Consider the following 20,159-nt stretch of genomic DNA (forward strand, 5'->3'; position numbering starts at 1 on the left):
CACGGTACCGGCTCGACTAGGGTGTCCACGGACGCATTGGACCTGCCCGTTGTCCCATGCACTCTGATCTGAAGGAGCCGACGCGTGCAATTCGACGTGACCATCGAAATTCCCAAGGGCCAGCGCAACAAATACGAGGTCGACCATGAGACGGGGCGGGTTCGTCTGGACCGGTACCTGTACACCCCGATGGCCTACCCGACCGACTACGGCTTCATCGAGGACACCCTAGGTGACGATGGCGACCCGCTGGACGCGCTGGTGCTGCTACCGCAGCCGGTCTTCCCCGGGGTGCTGGTGGCGGCGCGGCCGGTGGGGATGTTCCGGATGGTCGACGAGCACGGCGGCGACGACAAAGTGCTGTGCGTCCCAGCCGGTGACCCCCGGTGGGACCACGTCCAAGACATCGGGGACGTTCCGGCTTTCGAGCTGGATGCGATCAAGCATTTCTTTGTGCACTACAAGGACCTGGAACCAGGTAAGTTCGTCAAGGCGGCCGACTGGGTCGACCGCGCCGAAGCCGAGGCAGAGGTGCAGCGTTCAGTGGAGCGCTTCAAGGCCGGTACACACTGATTTGGGCTTAGGGCGCCCGCCCCGCGCCTTGGCACCCTCCGCCGGTCATGATCCGAACTTCGTGGGGGACCTGACTGTTAGGCGATTGCGCCGCACACTCTCGGTGAACGCCGCCCCGATAAAAACCACCCCCACCGAAGCGGTGACCCACTCGGGGACGGCGAATCGGTGGTCGATGGACAACAGCAAGATTATGGCGAGCGCGCCAATCGCCCAGTGTGCGCCGTGTTCCAGGTACACGTACCGGTCCAGTGTGTCCTGTCGCACCAGATAGATCGTGATCGACCGGACAAACATCGCACCCACCACACCAAGGCCGAGCGCGATGATGATCGGGTCCGTAGTGATCGCAAAGGCCCCGGTGACGCCGTCGAAAGAGAAGGCGGCGTCGAGCACCTCCAGATACAGGAACAACGCGCAACCAGCCTTTCCGGCCGCCTGCCTCGCCTGCACGCCCGGCGTGGCTTCACCCAACCCCGCCGGCCGGAACGCCCGGCTGATCCCGTTGACGACAAGATAGGTCACCATGCCCAAAAGGCCGGCGATCAGCACCGTACCCCGCTGATCGCTGGAGTGTGTCAACAGCGCGCCGGCAAGGACCAACCCAACACTGGCCACTATCACCGGGACCTGACCGAGTCGACCGATGCGGGCAAAGGGGACCTCAATCCACTTCAGCCATTTGATATCGCGGTCGTGAACGACGAAGTCCAGGAAAAGCATCAGCAGGAACATGCCGCCGAACGCCGCGATCTGCGGATGCGCAGCGGTGATCAGTTTTTCATAGCTGGGCGATCCGTCCGCAAATTCCAGCGCGCCATGGGCCGGTGGACGAAGCGCCAGCTCCATTGCGCGGACGGGGTCCAGGCCCGCGGTGGTCCAGATGATGGCCAGCGGGAACACCAGCCGCATCCCGAACACCGCAATAAGAATCCCGATGGTCAGGAACATCCGCTGCCAAAACGGGCTCATCCGCTGCAGAATCGCGGCGTTGATGATGGCGTTGTCGAACGACAGCGATACCTCAAGGAGCGCCAGAACCGCCAGCAAGAACAGGGCGGTCGGCCCGCCGTGCAAATATCCGGTAACCAACGCCACCACCGTCATCAGCAGCGAGAAGCCGAAGATGCGGAACGTTGACATGGATCCTTCCGAGGAAAAACCCCACAATAGCGACGAACCGACATCAATTGGTCAGGCTCGCGCCGCGCAGCGCGGCCAACCGGCCCGCCTACTATTTTCAGTCGTGACGATCCATGTCGGTTGGCCGTTGGCGCCGCCGCGGTGACCGAAGTCGGCGATACGGCATCTCCTGTTGGCTCCTCGGGCGCCTCTGGCGGAGCTATCGCAAGCGGCAGCGTAGCCCGGGTCGGCACGGCGACCGCGGTTACCGCGCTGTGCGGCTACGCGGTGATTTATCTGGCGGCCCGCAACCTGGCTCCCAACGGCTTCTCGGTATTCGGGGTGTTCTGGGGCGCATTCGGACTGGTCACCGGGGCCGCCAACGGCCTGCTGCAAGAAACCACCCGCGAGGTCCGCTCGCTGGGGTACTTGGACGTCTCTGCAGACGGCCGCCGTACCCATCCGCTGCGGGTCTCCGGGATGGTCGGCCTCGGCTCGTTGGTCGTGATCGCCGGTAGCTCACCGTTGTGGAGCGGGCGGGTATTCGCCGAGGCGCGCTGGCTATCGGTCGCATTGCTCAGCATCGGGCTGGCTGGGTTTTGCCTACACGCCACCCTGCTGGGCATGCTGGCCGGCACCAACCGGTGGACCCAGTACGGCGCGCTGATGGTGGCCGACGCGGTCATCCGGGTGGTGGTCGCCGCGGCCACGTTCGTGATCGGATGGCAGCTGGTCGGGTTCATCTGGGCAACCGTGGCGGGTTTGGTTGCCTGGCTGATCATGTTGATGACCTCACCCCCGACACGCGCGGCCGCCCGCTTGATGACGCCCGGCGCTACTGCGACATTCCTGAGGGGCGCCGCCCATTCGATCATCGCGGCCGGTGCCAGCGCGATATTGGTGATGGGGTTTCCGGTCTTGCTGAAGCTAACCTCCAATGAACTGGGCGCGCAGGGAGGCGTTGTCATCCTTGCGGTGACGTTAACCCGGGCGCCACTGCTGGTGCCACTGACCGCCATGCAAGGCAACCTCATCGCGCATTTCGTCGATGAACGCACCGAGCGGATTCGGGCGCTAATCGCGCCGGCGGCGCTCATCGGCGGCGTTGGCGCAGTCGGGATGCTGGCGGCCGGCGTCGTAGGTCCATGGATTATGCGCGTCGCGTTCGGGTCGGAATACCAGTCCAGCAGCGCATTGCTGGCCTGGTTGACGGCGGCCGCGGTGGCGATCGCAATGCTGACACTCACCGGTGCCGCCGCGGTCGCGGCCGCACTGCACCGGGCGTATTCGCTGGGCTGGGTTGGTGCGACGGTTGGGTCGGGCTTGTTGCTGCTGCTGCCGCTGTCCTTGGAGACCCGCACCGTGGTCGCGTTGTTATGCGGTCCGCTGGTGGGAATCGGCGTCCATTTGGTGGCGCTGGCGCGGACGGACGAGTAAGCGGCCGATCAGCCCCGGACCAACGTGTAACTTGTGGGCTTAAATGGCCTCGAAAATGGACACTGAAACGCACTACTCGGACGTCTGGGTCGTCATTCCCGCCTTCAACGAAGCCGCCGTGATCGGCAAGGTCGTCACCGATGTGCGGTCAGTCTTCGACCACGTCGTCTGCGTGGACGACGGCAGCACCGACGGCACCGGCGACATCGCCCGGCGGTCCGGTGCTCACCTCGTACGCCATCCGATCAACCTGGGCCAGGGGGCGGCCATTCAGACCGGAATCGAGTACGCCCGCAAGCAGCCGGGCGCCCAGGTCTTTGCCACCTTTGACGGCGACGGCCAGCACCGCGTCAAAGACGTGGCCGCAATGGTCGACCGGCTCGGCGCAGGTGACGTCGATGTGGTGATCGGAACGCGGTTCGGCCGGCCCGTGGGCAAAGCTTCGGCCAGCCGACCGCCACTGATGAAGCGGATCGTGCTGCAGACAGGAGCGCGGTTGAGCCGTCGAGGCCGCCGACTTGGCTTGACCGACACCAACAATGGCCTGAGGGTGTTCAACAAGACCGTGGCCGACGGGCTGAACATCACCATGAGCGGCATGAGCCACGCCACCGAGTTCATCATGTTGATCGCCGAAAACCATTGGCGGGTAGCGGAAGAACCGGTCGAGGTGCTCTACACCGAGTATTCGAAGTCGAAAGGCCAACCGCTGCTCAACGGCGTCAACATCATTTTCGACGGGTTTCTGCGAGGGAGGATGCCACGATGAACTGGATCCAGGTGCTGTTGATCGCGTCGATCATCGGGTTGCTGTTCTACCTGTTGCGGTCGCGCCGAAGCGCGCGGTCGCGTGCCTGGGTCAAGGTGGGCTATGTCTTGTTCGTGCTCGCCGGCATCTATGCCGTGCTGAGACCGGACGACACCACAGTGGTCGCAAACTGGTTTGGGGTGCGCCGCGGCACCGACCTGATGCTCTACGCACTGGTGATGGCGTTCAGTTTCACCACACTGAGCACCTACATGCGGTTCAAGGACCTCGAGTTACGCTACGCGCGCATCGCCCGGGCTCTGGCACTTGAGGGCGCACAGGCGCCCGAACAGTGCCGGTAAGACCCAGCCACTTGAGGGCGCACAGGCGCCCGAATTAAGCCGCGATTCGATCTGCGCAGACCGTAGCCAGGAAGGACCCGGCGGCCTACAGTTCTTAGAGTTACTGCATCTCTGACCAGCAGGAGGCGATATGTCCGACCCTGACGACGTCACCACATCATCTGACGACCGCGACGAGGGCGAACCGGAAATAGACCTGCTGCCGGCCTGATGACTCAGAGCTCATCGGTCGAACGCCTGGTCGGCGAGATCGACGAGTTCGGTTACACCGTAGTCGAGGATGTCCTCGACGCCGATTCGGTTGCCGCATACCTAGCGGATACCCGTCGGCTGGAACGGGAGCTACCGACCGTCATCGCCAACTCCACAACCGTCGTCAAGGGCCTGGCGCGGCCCGGCCATGTCCCGGTCGACCGGGTCGACCACGACTGGGTGCGCATCGACAACTTGTTGCTGCACGGCACCCGCTACGAGGCGCTGCCGGTACACCCCAAGCTGCTGCCGGTCATCGAGGGTGTGCTTGGCCGCGACTGCCTGTTGTCGTGGTGTATGACGAGCAACCAGCTGCCGGGCGCGGTGGCTCAGCGCTTGCACTGCGACGACGAAATGTATCCGCTGCCGCGGCCGCATCAACCGCTGCTGTGCAACGCGTTGATCGCGCTGTGCGATTTCACCGCCGACAACGGCGCCACCCAAGTGGTGCCCGGTTCACATCGCTGGCCCGAGCGGCCGTCGCCGCCATACCCGGAGGGCAAGCCGGTCGAGATCAATGCGGGCGACGCGTTGATCTGGAATGGCAGCCTGTGGCATACCGCCGCAGCGAACCGCACCGATGCCCCGCGGCCGGCATTGACCATCAACTTCTGCGTGGGGTTCGTGCGCCAGCAGGTCAATCAACAGCTGTCCATCCCGCGAGAGTTGGTGCGCTGCTTTGAACCTCGGCTACAGGAACTGATCGGCTACGGGCTATACGCCGGAAAGATGGGCCGAATCGACTGGCGACCGCCGGCCGACTATCTCGACGCCGACCGGCATCCGTTCTTGGACGCCGTAGCGGACCGTCTGCAGACTTCGGTCAGGCTCTGATCAATCAGTGTGCTTGTGCCGGAAGTACTCGACCGTGCGACGCACGCCGTCGGCCAACTCGATCTGCGGACGCCAGCCCAAAACCCGTTCGGCTAAGCCGATGTCAAGGCAGGACCGCTTAAGATCGCCTAGCCGCGGCGGGTGGAACTCAGGGTCGTCGGGCCCGCCGACAGCCGCGGCCACCGCCGAATGCAGTTGGCGGTCCGACGTTTCCTTACCGGTGCCGATGTTGAAGCGCAGCCCACCGCCGACGTCCGCGGACACCCGGACAAACGCGTCGACCACGTCGTCGACAAACACATAGTCGCGCGTATTGGTGCCGTCGCCGAACACCCTGGTGGGTTTGCCCGAGAGCAGCGCCTGCGCGAAGATCGCTACCACACCCGCTTCACCGTGTGGGTCCTGGCGAGGACCGTAGACGTTAGCCGGTGCGATATGCGAGCAGTCCAGGCCGTAGAGATGTCGAAAGGTGTTCAGGTAGATTTCGCCGGCCACTTTGCCCGCGGCATACGGCGAGGCCGGATCGGTGGGCGCTGTCTCAGGGGTTGGATACTCCGGCGGGGTGCCATAGATCGATCCTCCCGAGGAGGTGTGCACGATCTTGCGGACACCGGTCTGCCGCGCGGCCTCGGCTAGGCGCACCGTGCCGATGACATTGACCGCGGCGTCGAATTGCGGGTCAGCCACCGAACGGCGGACATCGATCTGGGCCGCCAGGTGAAATACCACCTCGGGCCGGTGCTGCTCGAGGATGGCGTGTAGATCGGCGGTCACAATGTCGGCTTCGACGAAGACGTGTGCGGAGTTGTCGGCCAGATGCTCGAGGTTGGTCGCCCGGCCGGTCGCGAAGTTGTCCAATCCCACCACCGAATGACCATCTGCCAGCAACCGGTCGACTAACGTCGAGCCGATGAATCCGGCCGCCCCAGTGACCAGTGCGCGCACCGGCCCACCATACCGGCGGCCCATGCCAGCGCCCCGTATGCCTCGGGTCGCCCTGGTCGCCGTATTGCTGATCACGGTGCAGCTGGTGGTTCGCGTGGTGCTGGCATTTGGGGGCTATTTCTATTGGGACGACTTGATCCTCGTCGGCAGGGCCGGCACTGGGGGCCTGTTGTCGCCGTCGTACCTGTTCGACGACCACGACGGCCACGTGATGCCCGGTGCCTTCCTGGTTGCGGGCGCCATTATCCGGGTGGCACCCCTGGTGTGGACCGGACCAGCGATCAGCCTGGTGGTGCTGCAGCTGCTGGAGTCGCTGGCGTTGCTGCGCGCGTTGTATGTGATATCGAGCTGGCGGCCGGTACTCCTGATCCCATTGACGTTCGCGCTGTTCACACCGCTAGCGGTGCCGGGGTTCGCGTGGTGGGCGGCTGCGCTCAACTCGCTGCCGATGCTGGCCGCGCTGGCGTGGGTGTGCGCCGATGCCATCCTGCTGGTGCGGACCGGCAACCACCGCTACGCCGTCACCGGTGTCCTGGTTTACCTCGGTGGCCTGCTGTTCTTCGAGAAGGCCGCGGTGATCCCGTTCGTCTCCTTCGCGGTGGCCGCGCTGCAGTGCCATGTGCGCGGCGACCGGTCAGCTTTGGCGACGGTGTGGCGGGCCGGTGTCCGGTTGTGGACGCCGTCGCTGGCACTGACCGTCGGCTGGGTAGCCCTTTATCTGGCGGTGGTGGATCAACGGCGATGGAGTTCCGATCTGTCGATGACGTGGGATCTGCTGTGCCGTTCGGTCACCCACGGCATAGTGCCGGCACTGGCCGGCGGGCCGTGGGACTGGGCGCGCTGGGCTCCGGCATCCCCGTGGGCCACTCCCCCGGCGGTGGTGATGGTGCTCGGCTGGCTGGTGTTGATCGCAGTGCTTGCGCTGTCACTGGTCCGCAAGCGACGCATCGGCCCGGTGTGGCTGACCGCGGCCGGCTACGCGGTGGCCTGCCAGGTGCCGATCTTTCTGATGCGCTCGTCGCCGTTCACCGCGCTCGAGTTGGCCCAGACCCTCCGGTACTTCCCGGATCTTGTCGTCGTGCTGGCGCTGCTAGCCGCCGTCGCGCTGCAGGCACCCAATCGCGCCGGCACCCGCTGGCTGGACGCCTCGCCGGCCCGAGCCGTTGCGACAGTCGCTTCGGCCGTGTTGTTTTTGACCAGCAGCCTGTATTCGACCGCGACGTTTCTGGCCAGTTGGCGTGACAACCCCACCGAGGGATACCTGAAGAACGCCCAGGCAAGTCTGGCCGCGGCCGCGTCAGGTGCGCCGCTACTGGATCAGGAAGTCGATCCGCTGGTGTTGCAACGAGTGGCCTGGCCGGAGAACTTGGCCAGCCACATGTTCGCCCTGCTGCGCGTCCGACCGGAATTCGCTACGACAACAACACAATTGAGAATGTTCACCAGCACAGGTCGGCTGGTCGACGCGAAAGTGACCTGGGTCCGGACGATCATCGCGGGGCCGGTGCCGCAGTGCGGCTACTTCGTCCAGCCGGACCGGCCGGAACGTCTGATCCTCGACGGCCCCTTGCTGCCCGGCGACTGGACCGTCGAACTCAACTACCTGGCCAACAGCGACGGCTCGATGGCGCTGGCACTTTCTGACGGACCTGAGCGGAAGGTTCCGGTGCATCCGGGTCTCAATCGGGTGTACGCCCGGCTACCAGGGGCCGGCGACGCAATCACGGTGCGAGCCAACACCACCGCGCTTTCGCTGTGCATCGGAGCGGCGCCGGTGGGATTTCTGGCACCGGCCTGACCTCAACGCCGGTCGCCACAGCCGCTCAAACGTGGCGGCCGCGCGTATTCGACCGTCCGTAGTGGTTCGTTAAAGCGTTGCAGTACAACGCATACAACAATCAATCGGCCATTGAGTTCGCACGCTCATGCAGTTGCGAATGGTCGGTGGATGCTCGAAGCCAATGCAGAAAGCGACCGGCTCGATGAGCTGCACCAGCAGTATCACCGAGATGATCTTGGCGGTAATCAGGCTTGTATCTCTTGTAGTGTGGCGGCGGCAACTGAATACTGACCAGAGCGCGGCAACTGAAAATTGACCAGCTTCCTGGAGAGCCTTGGCTATGGGCCAAGGAGGAAGCGAGTGTTGAGCGTGGAGGATTGGGCCGAGATCCGGCGGTTGCGCCGGTCGGAGCGGTTGCCGATTTCGGAGATCGCGCGGGTGTTGAAGATTTCGCGGAACACGGTGAAGTCGGCGTTGGCCTCCGATGGGCCGCCGAAGTACCAGCGTGCGGCGAAGGGCTCGGTTGCAGATGAGGCCGAGCCGCGGATCCGGGAGTTGTTGGCAGCCTATCCGCGGATGCCTGCGACGGTGATCGCCGAGCGGATCGGTTGGTGGTATTCGATCCGGACGCTCAGCGGGCGAGTACGCGAGTTGCGGCCGCTGTATCTGCCGCCGGATCCGGCGTCGCGCGACATATGTGGCCGGTGAGATCGGGCAGTGCGACTTCTGGTTCCCCGATGTCGTTGTGCCGGTGGGGTACGGCCAGGTCCGCACCGCCACGGCGTTACCTGTGCTGACCATGGTGTGTGGGTATTCGCGGTGGGCCTCGGCGCTGTTGATCCCGACACGCACCGCCGAAGACTTGTATGCCGGGTGGTGGCAGCATCTTTCGACGTTAGGCGCCGTTCCAAGGGTGTTGGTGTGGGACGGCGAGGGCGCGGTCGGGCGGTGGTGGGCGCGCCAACCTGAACTGACTGCGGCATGCCATGCCTTCCGCGGCACCCTGGCCGCCAAAGTGTGGATCTGTAAACCGGTGATCCCGAAGCCAAGGGGCTGGTCGAACGTTTCCACGACTACCTGGAGCGGGCGTTCTTGCCGGGTCGGGTCTTTGCCTCTCCGGCGGATTTCAATACCCAGTTGCAGGCCTGGCTGGTGCGGGCCAATCACCGCCAGCACCGAGTGCTGGGATGTCGACCGGCAGATCGCATCGAGGCCGATACCGCAGCGATGCTGACATTGCCGCCGGTCGGGCCCAGCATCGGGTGGCGAACCTCGACACGGCTGCCGCGCGATCATTACGTGCGCCTCGACGGCAACGACTACTCGGTGCATCCGGTCGCGATCGGCCGGCGCATCGAGATCACCGCAGATCTGAGCCGGGTCCGGGTCTGGTGTGGCGGCACCCTGGTCGCCGATCATGACCGCATCTGGGCCAAACACCAGACGATCAGCGATCCCGAGCATGTCGTGGCCGCCAAACTGCTGCGACGCAAACGGTTCGACATCGTCGGTCCACCCCACCACGTTGAGGTCGAACAACGTCTCCTGACCACCTACGACACCGTGTTGGGCCTTGACGGGCCGGTGGCCTGATGGCAGCCAAGACCGCTACCAACAGCCGCGATGTGGCCGCCGAGCTGGCGTATCTGACCCGGGCGCTGAAAGCCCCCACCCTGCGCGGGGCCATCGAGCAGCTCGCTGACCGCGCCCGCACCAAGACTTGGAGCTATGAGGAGTTCCTCGCAGCGTGTCTGCAACGCGAGGTGTCGGCCCGCGAATCCCACGACGGCGAAGGACGCATCAGGGCCGCCCGCTTCCCATCGCGCAAGTCGTTGGAGGAGTTCGACTTCGACCACGCCCGCGGTCTCAAACGCGACACCATAGCGCATCTGGGCACCCTGGACTTCGTCACCCTAGCAATCGGGATCGCGATCCGCGCCTGCCAGGCCGGCCACCGCGTCCTATTCGCCACCGCCTCGCAATGGGTTGATCGTCTGGCCGCCGCCCACCACAGCGGCACCCTGCAATCTGAACTGATTCGGCTGGCCCGATACCCGCTGCTGGTCGTCGACGAAGTGGGCTACATCCCCTTCGAACCCGAAGCCGCCAACCTGTTCTTCCAATTGGTGTCGTCCCGCTACGAACGGGCCAGCCTCATCGTCACGTCAAATAAGCCCTTCGGGCGCTGGGGCGAAGTATTCGGCGACGACGTCGTAGCCGCGGCCATGATCGACCGACTCGTGCACCACGCCGAAGTCATCGCACTCAAAGGAGACAGCTACCGCATCAAAGACCGAGACCTCGGCCGCGTCCCCACCGTCACGGCCGACGACCAATGAAACCAAGCTGGTCAATTTTCGATTGCCGACACCTGATCAGTTTTCGGTTGCCGTTGACATAGTGCCCAAAACACGCACCCACATCAGATGCAGAACCCCTTGACAACCAATAGGGAATCTCTTCGCATGATGGAGGTTGCTGGCACCAATCCATCAGGAAGGCCCTTGTTGACCGGCACTGGGTTGGGGGTCCACCGCGATGGGTGAGTATGGCAAGTGCGGCACGTATGCACCCGTCTTGGTGCACGCGGCCAAGGGCAGCCCGTTAGCGCCGTCGCCCAGCGTGAACTGAGGGCGGAGAATCGGCCGGAATCTCGCCCTCAGTGCACGCTCGGCGCCGTTTGGCCTCACCCGGTCAACGTGAACTGTCCGGGGCGGGCACTGTCGCGTAGCGAGCCCACGTGGGGCCGGGGTCGGCCCGCCAAAAACGCCCCGGCGCGGCCAGCTCATGAGCGGGTACGCAAGCTCAAGCAGATCTCCGTAGCCGTGACGGAGTGCTTCATCGATGTCCGCAGCGATGGCAGCGGCCAGTGCGTGCCTAAACCCGTCTTGCGCAGAGTCTTTCGCAGCGGGCGGGTAGTTGCACGTCGTCGCCGAAGTGCTGACGATCCCGTTGCGGTCGGAGACCGCGAGTAGCCAGCGCGCGTCCGGGGCAGCATCTCGCGCAGCACGCTGAAGTGTCGCGGCACCGGAAGCCGGGGGCGTGAAGAGACCCGCCATGACACCGGCTGGACGGCGCGGGGCAGAGTCCCGCGGAGTGGTGGGCTTCGACGTTGAGTTCGTCGGTGCCTACTGGCCGCCGCTGATTGCGGCGACCACAGCATTATCGCTATCGGGGTAGAGCAGCGCCATAGAGGCCTCGGAGAGGTAGCGGCGCTCGCTGGCCTGCCATTCGTCGTGCATGTCGGCCAGGACGGCGCCCACAAGGCGGATCACGGCTGCAGGATTCGGGAAGATCCCCACGACGCGGGAGCGTCGCTTGATCTCCTTATTGATGCGCTCCAATGGATTGGTCGACCAGATCTTTTGCCAGTGCGCCTTGGGAAATGCGGTGAACGCCAATACTTCTGCCCTGGCGTCGTCCATCAGCGGGCCGATCTTGGGAAACGACGCGGCGAGGCGATCACGGACCTCCTCCCAGGTCGCGTGCACCGCCTCGGCGTCGGGTGCCGAGAAAATCATTCGAAACATGCTGGCGACCATGTCGGCCTTGTCCTTGGGCACGTGGGCGAGCAGATTGCGCGCGAAGTGCACCCGACAGCGCTGATGCCCAGCGCCCTGGAAACAGCGCTTCAACGCCTTCACCAGCCCGGCGTGCTGGTCACTGATCACCAGCCGGACACCACCGAGGCCGCGCCCCTTGAGCGAGGTCAGGAACCCGCGCCAGAAGGTCTCATCCTCGCTGTCGCCGACGTCGAGGCCGAGGATCTCGCGTGACCCGTCGGCGGCGATGCCGCTGGCAACGATGACGGCCATCGACACCACCTGGCCAGTACCGTTGCGCACGTTGAGATAGGTGGCGTCGAGGTAGACGTAGGGGAACTCGATGTGCCCGAGCGTGCGGGTGCGGAACGCGCCGACGATCTCGTCGAGTCCGGCACAGATCCGCGACACCTCGGATTTGGAGATGCCGGTCTCCACACCCATCGCCTCGACCAGGTCGTCGACCGCACGGGTAGAGATACCGTGCACGTAGGCCTCCATCACCACCGCGTACAAGGCCTGATCGATCCGCCGGCGCGGCTCGAGGATCGCCGGGAAGAAAGAGCCCTTGCGCAGCTTAGGGATTCGCAGTTCCACGTCACCGGCCTGCGTGGACAGCACCCGCGATCGGGCACCGTTGCGATCGGTCACCCGAGTGTCGCTGCGTTCATAACGGGCAGCGCCGATCCGTTCAGTGGCTTCGAGCTCGCTGAGTTCCTGCAACACCAGACGGACGGCATCACGGATCAAGTCGACGCCATCACCAGTGCGGAACGCGTCGAGCAACTCGGACAGGGCAGACTGTGGCAAGGCCATCGGCGGGATCTCCTTCGGTGCGTGCTTGGCGGTACACACCGACGATCTCGCCGACGGCCCCTACCTCATCGGAGCCACTCCGCAACAACCCCTAAACCCACCACGCTGCGGGACGCTTACCGGCGGCGTGGCACAACGTTCGGTATCGCTGATCGGCATCAGGAGGTTAGTGCGATCAGAAGTCGTAAGTGGGCTCGGCGTCGAGGATCCCCTTGAACATCGCGACCAGGCCCGTGAGATCAGAGTTGGCGCGCGCCACGTGACAAGCGCCGTGCAACTCTTCCAGGTCGGTCTTCCCCCAGTCGAGGCCAGAACCGCGTTCGGACAACAGGAGATCGAAGAACTCGCGGGTCGAGCGGCCGTTGCCCTCGCGGAACGGGTGGGCATAGTTCACGTAGTCGTACCGGTATGCGACCTGGCCAGCGAGATCACCTTCGCCGACCGCTCTGAGCCGGTCGAGCTGGTAGATCTCCGCAGCCACATGCTCCATGGGCCGACTGATGCCGCCCGGCGCGCAGAAAGACTCGTCCTCCTTCTCGATGCCGACTGTCCGCAGATCTCCCGCCCAGACGTAAATGTCCTGGAACAGCTGGCGGTGAATCGCCCGCAGGTATGCGAGATCTGTGCGGTCGCCCAGCAGATTGGGATCCTCGCGGAGTTCGATCACCCGGGCCTCAACGAGGTCGTTCTCGGCATCACGCAGTTCGGCATGCGTTCGAGCGCCGACCCGGTTCCTCAAGACGGACATAGCGGGGATGAAGTAGCCCTGCCAATTCCGTTCGTGATCGCCGGTGTCCCATGGATGCGGCACTCCACCCCGGTTACTGGATGTTGTACCGGCGGCGGACGCGCTCACCCAACTCGGCTGCCGTGATCTTGCCGCGGGCGTAGTCGTTCTGATCGGCACGGGTGGCGGCGGTGCTGCGGGTGCCCTCCAGCTCGGTGTTGCGGCGAGTTGCCCTGACATTCCTGAAGCGCCGCTTCACCTTCTGCAACTCGGTCGCCTGGACAAACACTTCATCTCATTTGGTGGTCCTGACCAGGATAGTCGACAGCGCTGACATTGCAGGAAGTTGACCGTCAAGCACAGCACGGTTCTCCACCGCTGATGTACGACCATCATGTCTCGTTGGTCCTGTAATCGACGGCGTCCCACCGGCTCGACAAGAAATCCCACCAGGTGACTGGACGCAAGGCCGGTGGGGCCCCCTACACCGTCACCATCCCGGAGTTCGGAGCCGCAGCTTTGCGCGAGCAGCGGGCACTGGTCATCCCGTTCGACCCGGTGTTTCCGGCCCGGCGCGGCACCCGCTAGTCCGAGGCCAACGTCGCACCCACTGGCGGGCGATCCGCGGAGAGGACTTCAAATGGGTTGTCCCGCACTCGATCCGCAAGTCCGTCGTCACCGCGGTGGAACGCTCGATAGGGCTGGAAGCCGCGGCCCAGCAGGCCGGGCACAGCGGCAGCGAGATCACCCGGCGGCACTACGTCGAGCGGTCCGTGACGGTGCCCGACTACACCGCCGCCCTGGACGAGTATTCGCGCCCTATCCGCGCCTTCAGGCCATTAAAGAGCAACAGGCCGGGTGATATACCGACCTGACCTGCAAAGATGGAGCCGCCTAGGAGAATCGAACTCCTGACCTATTCATTACGAGTGAATCGCTCTACCGACTGAGCTAAGGCGGCTTTTCCCCTGGGTGCCCGCTTGCCGGGCGGCACGAGTCTACGGCAGGCGGGCCGGCCCGCCCAAGTTTGCGGCGGTCGCTACCGCAGTTCCTGGCCGATGGTGGCGACCATGGCATCGACGGCGAACTTCGGTTTGACGTTGACCGCTAGCGCTTCCCTGCACGCCAACACCGCTTCGATGCAGCGCAGCAGCCGCTCCGGCGGGGCGTGGGCGGCCAGCGCAGCAACCCGGTCGGCCATATCCGGGTGGTTGGCCCGCACCCCACCCGCGTGGGCTGCGACCAACAGTGCATCCCGGAAGTAGGTCGCCAGATCGATCAGTGCCCGGTCCAGCGCATCGCGCGAGGCCCGCGTCTGCCGGGATTTCTGCCGTCGTTCAAGATCCTTCATCGCGCCGGTGGCACCACGCAACGCCGCGCCGGTGCCTTTACCGGTACCTCCGGCTCCCAGCGCCGTCCGCAGTTCTTCGGTCTCGGCCTCGATACGCTGCGCGGTCAACGCTAAGGCCTCGGCCTCGGCGCCGGCCACCAACTCCTCGGCGGCTGCGTACGCACGCGACGGTGTCGCGGCGTCACGTGCCAGCCCCAAAGCCCGCTCGCGTCGCTGCCGGGCCTGCGGATCGGTGGCCAGCCGGCGCGCTCGTCCGACATGGCCACCACTGACCGACGCCGCCCAATTGGCCGTGTCGGGGTCCAACCCGTCGCCGTCGCTCAGCACCTGCGCGATCGCGTGGGTCGACGGAGTCACCAACGCGACATGCCTACACCGGGATCGCAGCGTGACCGCAATGTCCTCGGGATCCACCGACGGCGCGCACAGCAGGAACACCGTCGACGGCGGCGGCTCCTCGACAACCTTGAGCAACGCGTTGGCGGCGCCTTCGGTCAACCGATCGGCGTCCTCAATCACCACGATCTGCCAGTGCCCGGTAGTCGGCCGGCGCGCGGCGATTTGCACGATGGCCCGCATTTCGTCCACACCGATCGACAGACCTTCGGGAATCACCCGGCGTACGTCGGCGTGGGTGCCCGCCAGCGTGGTCGTACACGCCCGGCAGCGCCCGCACCCGGGCTCCCCGCCCGACGTACATTGCAAAGCCGCCGCGAAGCACAGCGCGGCAACCGAGCGCCCAGAACCGGGCGGACCGGTGAGCAGCCACGCGTGTGTCATAGTCCCGCCGCCACCCGCGCTGTGAGCCGAATCACGACGGGCCGCCTTGGCCGTGGCAAGCAGCTCGGCTTCCACCGCTTGCTGGCCTACCAGCCGCGTAAACACCCCGGACATCATCGGCAACAGTAGCTATCCGCGCCGACAGATACCGATCAGCGTTCGTTTCGCGACAATTCCGTGATCTTTCGTCGCCATTTGGATGGATGCCGAGGCGTTCGTCGGTTTCCGGCAAGTCCCCGCCGCCCGATACGGTGGGCTAATGGCAACCACGGCGGCGCTACCCAGACGGATCCATGCATTCGTCCGGTGGGTAGTGCGCACTCCGTGGCCGCTGTTCTCGCTGAGCATGCTGCAGTCCGACATCATCGGCGCATTGTTCGTGCTCGGATTCCTGCGCTACGGCCTGCCGCCTCAGGACAATATCCAACTGCAGGATCTGCCACCGGTCAACCTACTGATCTTCGTCAGCACGGTAATCATCTTGTTCCTCGCCGGGGCCGTGGTGAACCTGAAGCTGCTGATGCCGGTCTTTCGATGGCAGCGCCGCGACAACCTGCTCACCGAGCCTGATCCGGCCGCCACCGAGCTGGCCCGCAGCCGCGCATTGCGCATGCCGTTGTACCGCACTCTGATCAGCCTGGCGGTCTGGGCTACCGGCGGCGGGGTGTTCATCCTCGCCAGCTGGTCGGTGGCCAAGCATGCGGCCCCCGTCGTGGCGGTGGCCACCGCGCTGGGTGCCACCGCCACCGCCAGCATCGGCTACCTGCAGTCTGAACGGGTGTTACGGCCGGTGGCCGTCGCGGCGCTGCGCAGCGGTGTGCCGGAAAACGTCAACGCACCCGGCGTCATACTGCGACTGATGCTGGCGTGGATTCCGTCCACCGGCGTACCACTCCTGGCGATCGTGCTGGCCGTAGCGGCGGACAAGATTGCCTTGCTGCACGCCACACCAGAGGCGCTGTTCAATCCCATCCTGATGATGGCACTGGCCGCGCTGGGCATCGGATCCGTCAGCACCCTGTTGGTGGCCATGTCGATCGCCGACCCGTTACGCCAGTTGCGCTGGGCGCTAAGCGAGGTGCAGCGCGGCAACTACAACGCCCACATGCAGATTTACGACGCCAGCGAACTGGGCCTGCTACAAGCCGGCTTCAACGACATGGTCCGCGAGCTGTCCGAGCGGCAGCGGTTGCGTGACTTGTTCGGTCGCTACGTCGGCGAAGACGTGGCCCGGCGGGCCCTGGAGCGCGGCACCGAGTTGGGCGGTCAGGAACGCGACGTCGCGGTGCTGTTCGTGGATCTGGTCGGCTCCACGCAACTGGCCGCGACACGACCGCCCGCCGAGGTGGTCCAGCTGCTCAACGAGTTCTTCCGGGTGGTGGTCGAAACCGTCGCCCGGCACGGTGGGTTCGTCAACAAGTTCCAAGGCGACGCCGCGCTGGCCATCTTCGGTGCACCCATCGAACACCCCGACGGTGCTGGTGCCGCGCTATCGGCAGCACGTGAGCTCCACGACGAACTCATCCCAGTGCTGGGTTCCGCGGAGTTCGGCATCGGCGTGTCGGCCGGAAGGGCCATCGCCGGCCACATCGGCGCTCAAGCCCGCTTCGAGTACACCGTCATCGGCGACCCGGTCAACGAGGCCGCCCGGCTCACCGAACTGGCCAAACTCGAGGATGGCCACGTTCTGGCGTCGGCGATCGCGGTCAGTGGCGCCCTGGACGCCGAAGCATTGTGTTGGGATGTTGGCGAGGTGGTTGAGCTCCGCGGACGTGCTGCACCCACCCAACTAGCCAGGCCAATGAATCTGGCTGCACCCGAAGAGGTTTCCAGCGAAGTACGCGGCTAGTCGCGCTTGGCTGCCTTCTTCGCCGGCACCTTCCGGGCAGCTTTCCTGGCTGGCCGTTTTGCCGGACCCCGGGCTCGGCGATCGGCCAACAGCTCGGCGGCGCGCTCGTCGGTTATGGAAGCCACGTCGTCGCCCTTACGCAGGCTGGCATTGGTCTCACCGTCGGTGACGTACGGCCCGAATCGGCCGTCCTTGATGACCATTGGCTTGCCCGACGCCGGATCTGTTCCCAGCTCGCGCAGCGGCGGAGCCGAAGCGCTTTGCCGGCCACGACGTTTCGGCTCTGCGTAGATCTTCAGGGCTTCGTCGAGCGTGATGGTGAATATCTGGTCTTCGGTGACCAGTGATCGAGAATCGTTGCCGCGCTTTAGATACGGTCCGTAGCGCCCGTTCTGCGCGGTGATCTCCTCACCCGAGGCGGGGTCCACTCCGACCACGCGCGGCAGTGACAGCAGCCTCAGCGCGTCTTCGAGGGTGACCGTCTGTAGGTCCATGCTCCGCAGCAACGAACCGGTGCGCGGTTTGGGCCCGGCGGCCTTCTGGCGTTTCTTGACTCCCTGAGCGGCCGCGGCCGCATCAGCCGCAGGCTCCGGCAGGATCTCGGTCACATACGGCCCAAACCGGCCTTCCCTGGCCACGATCTCGTGGCCGGTTTCTGGGTCCAAGCCCAAAGTCCGTCCCTGTTGCGGTGTGGCAAAGAGCTCTTCGGCCACCTGTAGAGTCAGCTCGTCCGGGGTAATCGACTCGCTGAGGTTGGCCCGCTGCGGCGTGGGCTCACCGGTGTCGCCGGCCACCAAACGTTCCAGGTAGGGACCGTTCTTGCCCACCCGAACATATATGGGGCGTCCGTGGGTGTCGTCAAAAAGCTTGATAGAGTTTACTTCTCGTGCGTCGATGCCCTCGAGATTGATCCCGACAAGCTTCTTGAGGCCACCCGATCGGGCTACCGAATCGGGCACACCGTGATCGCCACCAAAGTAGAAGTTGTTGAGCCAGTTGGTGCGGCGCTCGTTGCCGGCGGCGATCTCGTCGAGCTCGTCTTCCATCGCCGCGGTGAAGTCGTAGTCGACGAGCCGACCGAAATGCTGCTCGAGCAGACCGGTTACCGCGAACGCCACCCATGACGGCACCAGTGCACTGCCCTTCTTGTGCACGTAGCCGCGATCCTGGATGGTCTTGATGATCGACGAGTAGGTCGACGGGCGGCCGATGCCCAGCTCCTCGAGCGCTTTGACCAGCGACGCCTCGGTGTAGCGGGCCGGCGGGTTGGTGGCATGGCCGTCTGGGGTCAACTCGACGATGTCCAACCGTTGACCCGGGGTCAGATGGGGCAGTCGCCGCTCGGCATCGTCAGCCTCGCCGCCGACCAGCTCGTCCACGGTCTCCACGTAGGCCTTGAGGAAGCCCGGGAACGTCAAGGTGCGTCCGGTCGCGGAGAACACCACCTCCTGGTGCCCCGACATGCCAGTGATCCGCAGGCTCAGCGTCATGCCCCGCGCATCGGCCATCTGCGAGGCTACGGTGCGTTGCCAAATCAGCTCATAGAGCCGGAAATCATCAATGTTGGGACCGTCGAGTTCGCGACGCACCGCGTCCGGGGTGGCAAACGTTTCACCGGCGGGCCGGATAGCCTCGTGCGCTTCCTGGGCGTTCTTCACCTTGCGGGTGTATTGGCGCGGCGCCGGCGCGACGTACTCGTCGCCGTAGAGCTGGCGCGCCTGGGTACGTGCGGCGTTGATCGCCGACTCCGACAGCGTGGTGGAGTCGGTACGCATATAGGTGATGTAGCCGTTTTCGTACAGCCGCTGGGCGATGCTCATCGTCCACTCGGCGGAGAACCGCAGCTTGCGGCTGGCCTCTTGCTGCAGCGTGGAGGTCATGAACGGCGGGTACGGGCGCCGGGCGTAGGGCTTCTCCTCGGCCGAGGCCACGGTCAGCTGCGTGCCATCCAGGCCCGCGGCCAACGCGGTCGCGCTCCCCTCGTCGAGCACAATGACTTCGTCGCCTTTGCGCAGCGTGCCCAGCGAGTCGAAATCGCGGCCAGTGGCCACCCGCCGGCCAGCCACGGCCGTCAGCCGGGCGCTGAAGGTGGGCGGCGCGGCGTCCGGGTCGGACACGCTGGCATCCAGCTTGGCAAGGATGTCCCAGTAGGCCGCGCTGCGGAACGCCATGCGGTCGCGTTCGCGCGCCACGATGATGCGGGTGGCCACCGACTGCACCCGGCCCGCCGACAACTTGGGGGCGACCTTCTTCCACAGCACTGGGCTGACTTCGTAGCCGTACAGCCGGTCCAGGATGCGCCGGGTCTCCTGCGCGTCGACCAGGTCGATGTCTAGGTCGCGGGGGTGCTCGGCGGCGGCGCGGATCGCCGGTTCGGTGATCTCGTGGAAGACCATCCGCTTTACCGGTATGCGCGGTTTGAGGGTTTCCAGCAGATGCCAGGCAATAGCTTCGCCCTCACGGTCCCCATCCGTGGCCAGATACAGCTCGTCCACGTCTTTGAGCAGGCCCCTGAGCTCGCTGACGGTGCTCCGTTTCTCCGGGCTGATGATGTAGAGCGGTTCGAAGTCGGCGTCGACGTTGACCCCGAGCCGCGCCCACGGCTGCGACTTGTACTTTGCGGGTACATCCGACGCGGCCCGCGGCAAGTCACGGATGTGCCCCCGGGAGGACTCGACGATGTAGCCAGAGCCCAGGTAGGAGGCCAGCTTGCGCGCCTTGGTGGGCGACTCGACGATGACCAGTCGCCGGCCGCTGCCATTGCCGCCGCTGCCACGGCCCTTCGTTTTCGGGTCAGCCAACTGCGCCCACGCTCCATCTCTTATCCCGGCCCCTATCGAGACCGCCCCGGTAGGTAGAGGACGCGGCCGACTGCCGAATCCCAGGTGAATTCCGGTACGCCGGCGTTCCCTCGCCTGTGGGCAACTGACAATCTCGCACTCTAGGGCGGGCCTGCGCAAACCGGCTGCAAACAGATTACCCACACCAAAGGCTCAAACGGGCCGCTCAGGACGCTCGGAGATCCGCATCGTCGCCGAACT

The 20,159-nt window shown here is 65.1% G+C and carries 17 protein-coding genes, 1 tRNA gene and 2 pseudogenes; 12 read left to right on the forward strand and 8 right to left on the reverse strand.

Features of this window, described 5'->3' with window-relative positions; all coding sequences use genetic code 11:
- The first annotated feature begins 84 nt into the window (after nt 1–84).
- Entirely contained in the window at nt 85–573 is a 489-nt protein-coding gene (gene ppa / locus FF952_RS19090) for an inorganic diphosphatase (RefSeq protein ID WP_003419577.1), read from the forward strand.
- 45 nt (nt 574–618) lie between these two features.
- Here the strand turns inward: ppa and FF952_RS19095 are convergent, their stop codons facing one another.
- Nucleotides 619–1,716, reverse strand: coding sequence for a DUF475 domain-containing protein (locus FF952_RS19095; protein WP_003419580.1), 1,098 nt, complete (start codon nt 1,714–1,716; stop codon nt 619–621).
- A 120-nt stretch (nt 1,717–1,836) separates the two neighbouring features.
- On the opposite strand from FF952_RS19095, the gene FF952_RS19100 reads away from it, so the two are divergent.
- The 4 genes from FF952_RS19100 (at nt 1,837) to FF952_RS19115 (ending at nt 5,328) form a co-directional block, all read left to right on the forward strand.
- Complete coding sequence (locus FF952_RS19100; RefSeq protein WP_003902672.1) at nt 1,837–3,132, forward strand: hypothetical protein; 1,296 nt, start codon at nt 1,837–1,839, stop codon at nt 3,130–3,132.
- A gap of 43 nt (nt 3,133–3,175) precedes the next feature.
- Nucleotides 3,176–3,901, forward strand: a complete 726-nt coding sequence (gene ppgS / locus FF952_RS19105; protein ID WP_003419585.1) for a polyprenyl-phospho-N-acetylgalactosaminyl synthase PpgS — start codon at nt 3,176–3,178, stop codon at nt 3,899–3,901.
- Complete coding sequence (locus tag FF952_RS19110) at nt 3,898–4,242, forward strand: DUF2304 domain-containing protein (protein WP_003419590.1); 345 nt, start codon at nt 3,898–3,900, stop codon at nt 4,240–4,242. Before ppgS ends, FF952_RS19110 begins: the two co-directional genes overlap by 4 nt.
- A 210-nt stretch (nt 4,243–4,452) precedes the next feature.
- Nucleotides 4,453–5,328: a phytanoyl-CoA dioxygenase family protein gene (locus FF952_RS19115; protein WP_003419601.1), complete on the forward strand. Its 876-nt coding sequence runs from the start codon at nt 4,453–4,455 to the stop codon at nt 5,326–5,328.
- Here the strand turns inward: FF952_RS19115 and galE1 are convergent, their stop codons facing one another.
- Nucleotides 5,329–6,273: a UDP-glucose 4-epimerase gene (gene galE1 / locus FF952_RS19120; RefSeq protein WP_003419610.1), complete on the reverse strand. Its 945-nt coding sequence runs from the start codon at nt 6,271–6,273 to the stop codon at nt 5,329–5,331. It abuts the gene before it with no gap.
- A 22-nt stretch (nt 6,274–6,295) separates the two neighbouring features.
- Here galE1 and FF952_RS19125 point away from each other — a divergent pair, with 22 nt between their 5' ends.
- The 4 genes and pseudogenes from FF952_RS19125 to FF952_RS21035 all read left to right on the forward strand — a co-directional run.
- Entirely contained in the window at nt 6,296–8,071 is a 1,776-nt protein-coding gene (locus FF952_RS19125; protein ID WP_003419613.1) for a hypothetical protein, read from the forward strand.
- A gap of 342 nt (nt 8,072–8,413) precedes the next feature.
- Nucleotides 8,414–9,646 (forward strand): annotated as a pseudogene (gene istA / locus FF952_RS19130) (IS21 family transposase).
- Nucleotides 9,646–10,392, forward strand: a complete 747-nt coding sequence (locus tag FF952_RS19135; protein ID WP_003902675.1) for a PRK06526 family protein — start codon at nt 9,646–9,648, stop codon at nt 10,390–10,392. The pseudogene istA and the gene FF952_RS19135 overlap by 1 nt, the downstream one beginning before the upstream one ends.
- A 375-nt stretch (nt 10,393–10,767) precedes the next feature.
- Nucleotides 10,768–10,863 (forward strand): annotated as a pseudogene (locus FF952_RS21035) (hypothetical protein); the annotation flags it as partial.
- Nucleotides 10,864–11,181: 318 nt separating this feature from the next.
- Here the strand turns inward: FF952_RS21035 and FF952_RS19140 are convergent.
- The 3 genes from FF952_RS19140 to FF952_RS19150 form a co-directional block, all read right to left on the reverse strand.
- Nucleotides 11,182–12,411, reverse strand: a complete 1,230-nt coding sequence (locus FF952_RS19140) for an IS256-like element IS1553 family transposase (RefSeq protein ID WP_003419623.1) — start codon at nt 12,409–12,411, stop codon at nt 11,182–11,184.
- 175 nt (nt 12,412–12,586) lie between these two features.
- The gene (locus FF952_RS19145) at nt 12,587–13,222 is read right to left on the reverse strand and encodes a Fic/DOC family protein (protein WP_003899616.1); all 636 of its coding nucleotides are present in this window, start codon (nt 13,220–13,222) and stop codon (nt 12,587–12,589) included.
- Nucleotides 13,223–13,232: 10 nt separating this feature from the next.
- A complete protein-coding gene (locus FF952_RS19150; protein ID WP_003419627.1) occupies nt 13,233–13,427 on the reverse strand; it encodes an antitoxin VbhA family protein in 195 nt (64 codons plus the stop codon).
- Between the two features lie 164 nt (nt 13,428–13,591).
- Between FF952_RS19150 and FF952_RS19155 the strand changes: the two genes are divergently transcribed.
- Both FF952_RS19155 and FF952_RS19160 read left to right on the forward strand, forming a co-directional pair.
- The gene (locus FF952_RS19155; protein WP_003419630.1) at nt 13,592–13,726 is read left to right on the forward strand and encodes a hypothetical protein; all 135 of its coding nucleotides are present in this window, start codon (nt 13,592–13,594) and stop codon (nt 13,724–13,726) included.
- Nucleotides 13,727–13,821: 95 nt separating this feature from the next.
- Nucleotides 13,822–14,013 (forward strand): hypothetical protein, encoded by a 192-nt coding sequence (locus FF952_RS19160; protein ID WP_003419633.1) that lies wholly within the window; start codon nt 13,822–13,824, stop codon nt 14,011–14,013.
- A gap of 10 nt (nt 14,014–14,023) precedes the next feature.
- On the opposite strand, the gene FF952_RS19165 is transcribed toward FF952_RS19160, so the two are convergent.
- Nucleotides 14,024–14,099, reverse strand: a tRNA-Thr gene (locus tag FF952_RS19165).
- Nucleotides 14,100–14,177: 78 nt separating this feature from the next.
- Complete coding sequence (locus FF952_RS19170; protein ID WP_003419637.1) at nt 14,178–15,383, reverse strand: DNA polymerase III subunit delta'; 1,206 nt, start codon at nt 15,381–15,383, stop codon at nt 14,178–14,180.
- 85 nt (nt 15,384–15,468) lie between these two features.
- Here FF952_RS19170 and FF952_RS19175 point away from each other — a divergent pair, with 85 nt between their 5' ends.
- Nucleotides 15,469–17,118, forward strand: coding sequence for an adenylate/guanylate cyclase domain-containing protein (locus tag FF952_RS19175; RefSeq protein WP_003905120.1), 1,650 nt, complete (start codon nt 15,469–15,471; stop codon nt 17,116–17,118).
- Here the strand turns inward: FF952_RS19175 and topA are convergent.
- Complete coding sequence (gene topA, locus FF952_RS19180) at nt 17,115–19,919, reverse strand: type I DNA topoisomerase (RefSeq protein WP_031656896.1); 2,805 nt, start codon at nt 19,917–19,919, stop codon at nt 17,115–17,117. The genes FF952_RS19175 and topA overlap by 4 nt on opposite strands.
- Nucleotides 19,920–20,159: the final 240 nt, after the last annotated feature.

This window comes from Mycobacterium tuberculosis complex sp. N0072, assembly GCF_030323725.1.
Taxonomy (GTDB): Bacteria; Actinomycetota; Actinomycetes; order Mycobacteriales; family Mycobacteriaceae; genus Mycobacterium; species Mycobacterium tuberculosis.

Bases quoted from the DNA above. Each gene is read 5' to 3' on its own strand.
- FF952_RS19175 (WP_003905120.1), top strand. From the start codon at position 15,469: ATGGATGCCGAGGCGTTCGTCGGTTTCCGGCAAGTCCCCGCCGCCCGA.
- FF952_RS19140 (WP_003419623.1), bottom strand. From the start codon at position 12,411: ATGGCCTTGCCACAGTCTGCCCTGTCCGAGTTGCTCGACGCGTTCCGC.
- FF952_RS19170 (WP_003419637.1), bottom strand. From the start codon at position 15,383: ATGTCCGGGGTGTTTACGCGGCTGGTAGGCCAGCAAGCGGTGGAAGCC.
- FF952_RS19110 (WP_003419590.1), top strand. From the start codon at position 3,898: ATGAACTGGATCCAGGTGCTGTTGATCGCGTCGATCATCGGGTTGCTG.
- ppgS (WP_003419585.1), top strand. From the start codon at position 3,176: ATGGCCTCGAAAATGGACACTGAAACGCACTACTCGGACGTCTGGGTC.
- FF952_RS19135 (WP_003902675.1), top strand. From the start codon at position 9,646: ATGGCAGCCAAGACCGCTACCAACAGCCGCGATGTGGCCGCCGAGCTG.
- FF952_RS19125 (WP_003419613.1), top strand. From the start codon at position 6,296: ATGCCAGCGCCCCGTATGCCTCGGGTCGCCCTGGTCGCCGTATTGCTG.
- FF952_RS19115 (WP_003419601.1), top strand. From the start codon at position 4,453: ATGACTCAGAGCTCATCGGTCGAACGCCTGGTCGGCGAGATCGACGAG.
- FF952_RS19095 (WP_003419580.1), bottom strand. From the start codon at position 1,716: ATGTCAACGTTCCGCATCTTCGGCTTCTCGCTGCTGATGACGGTGGTG.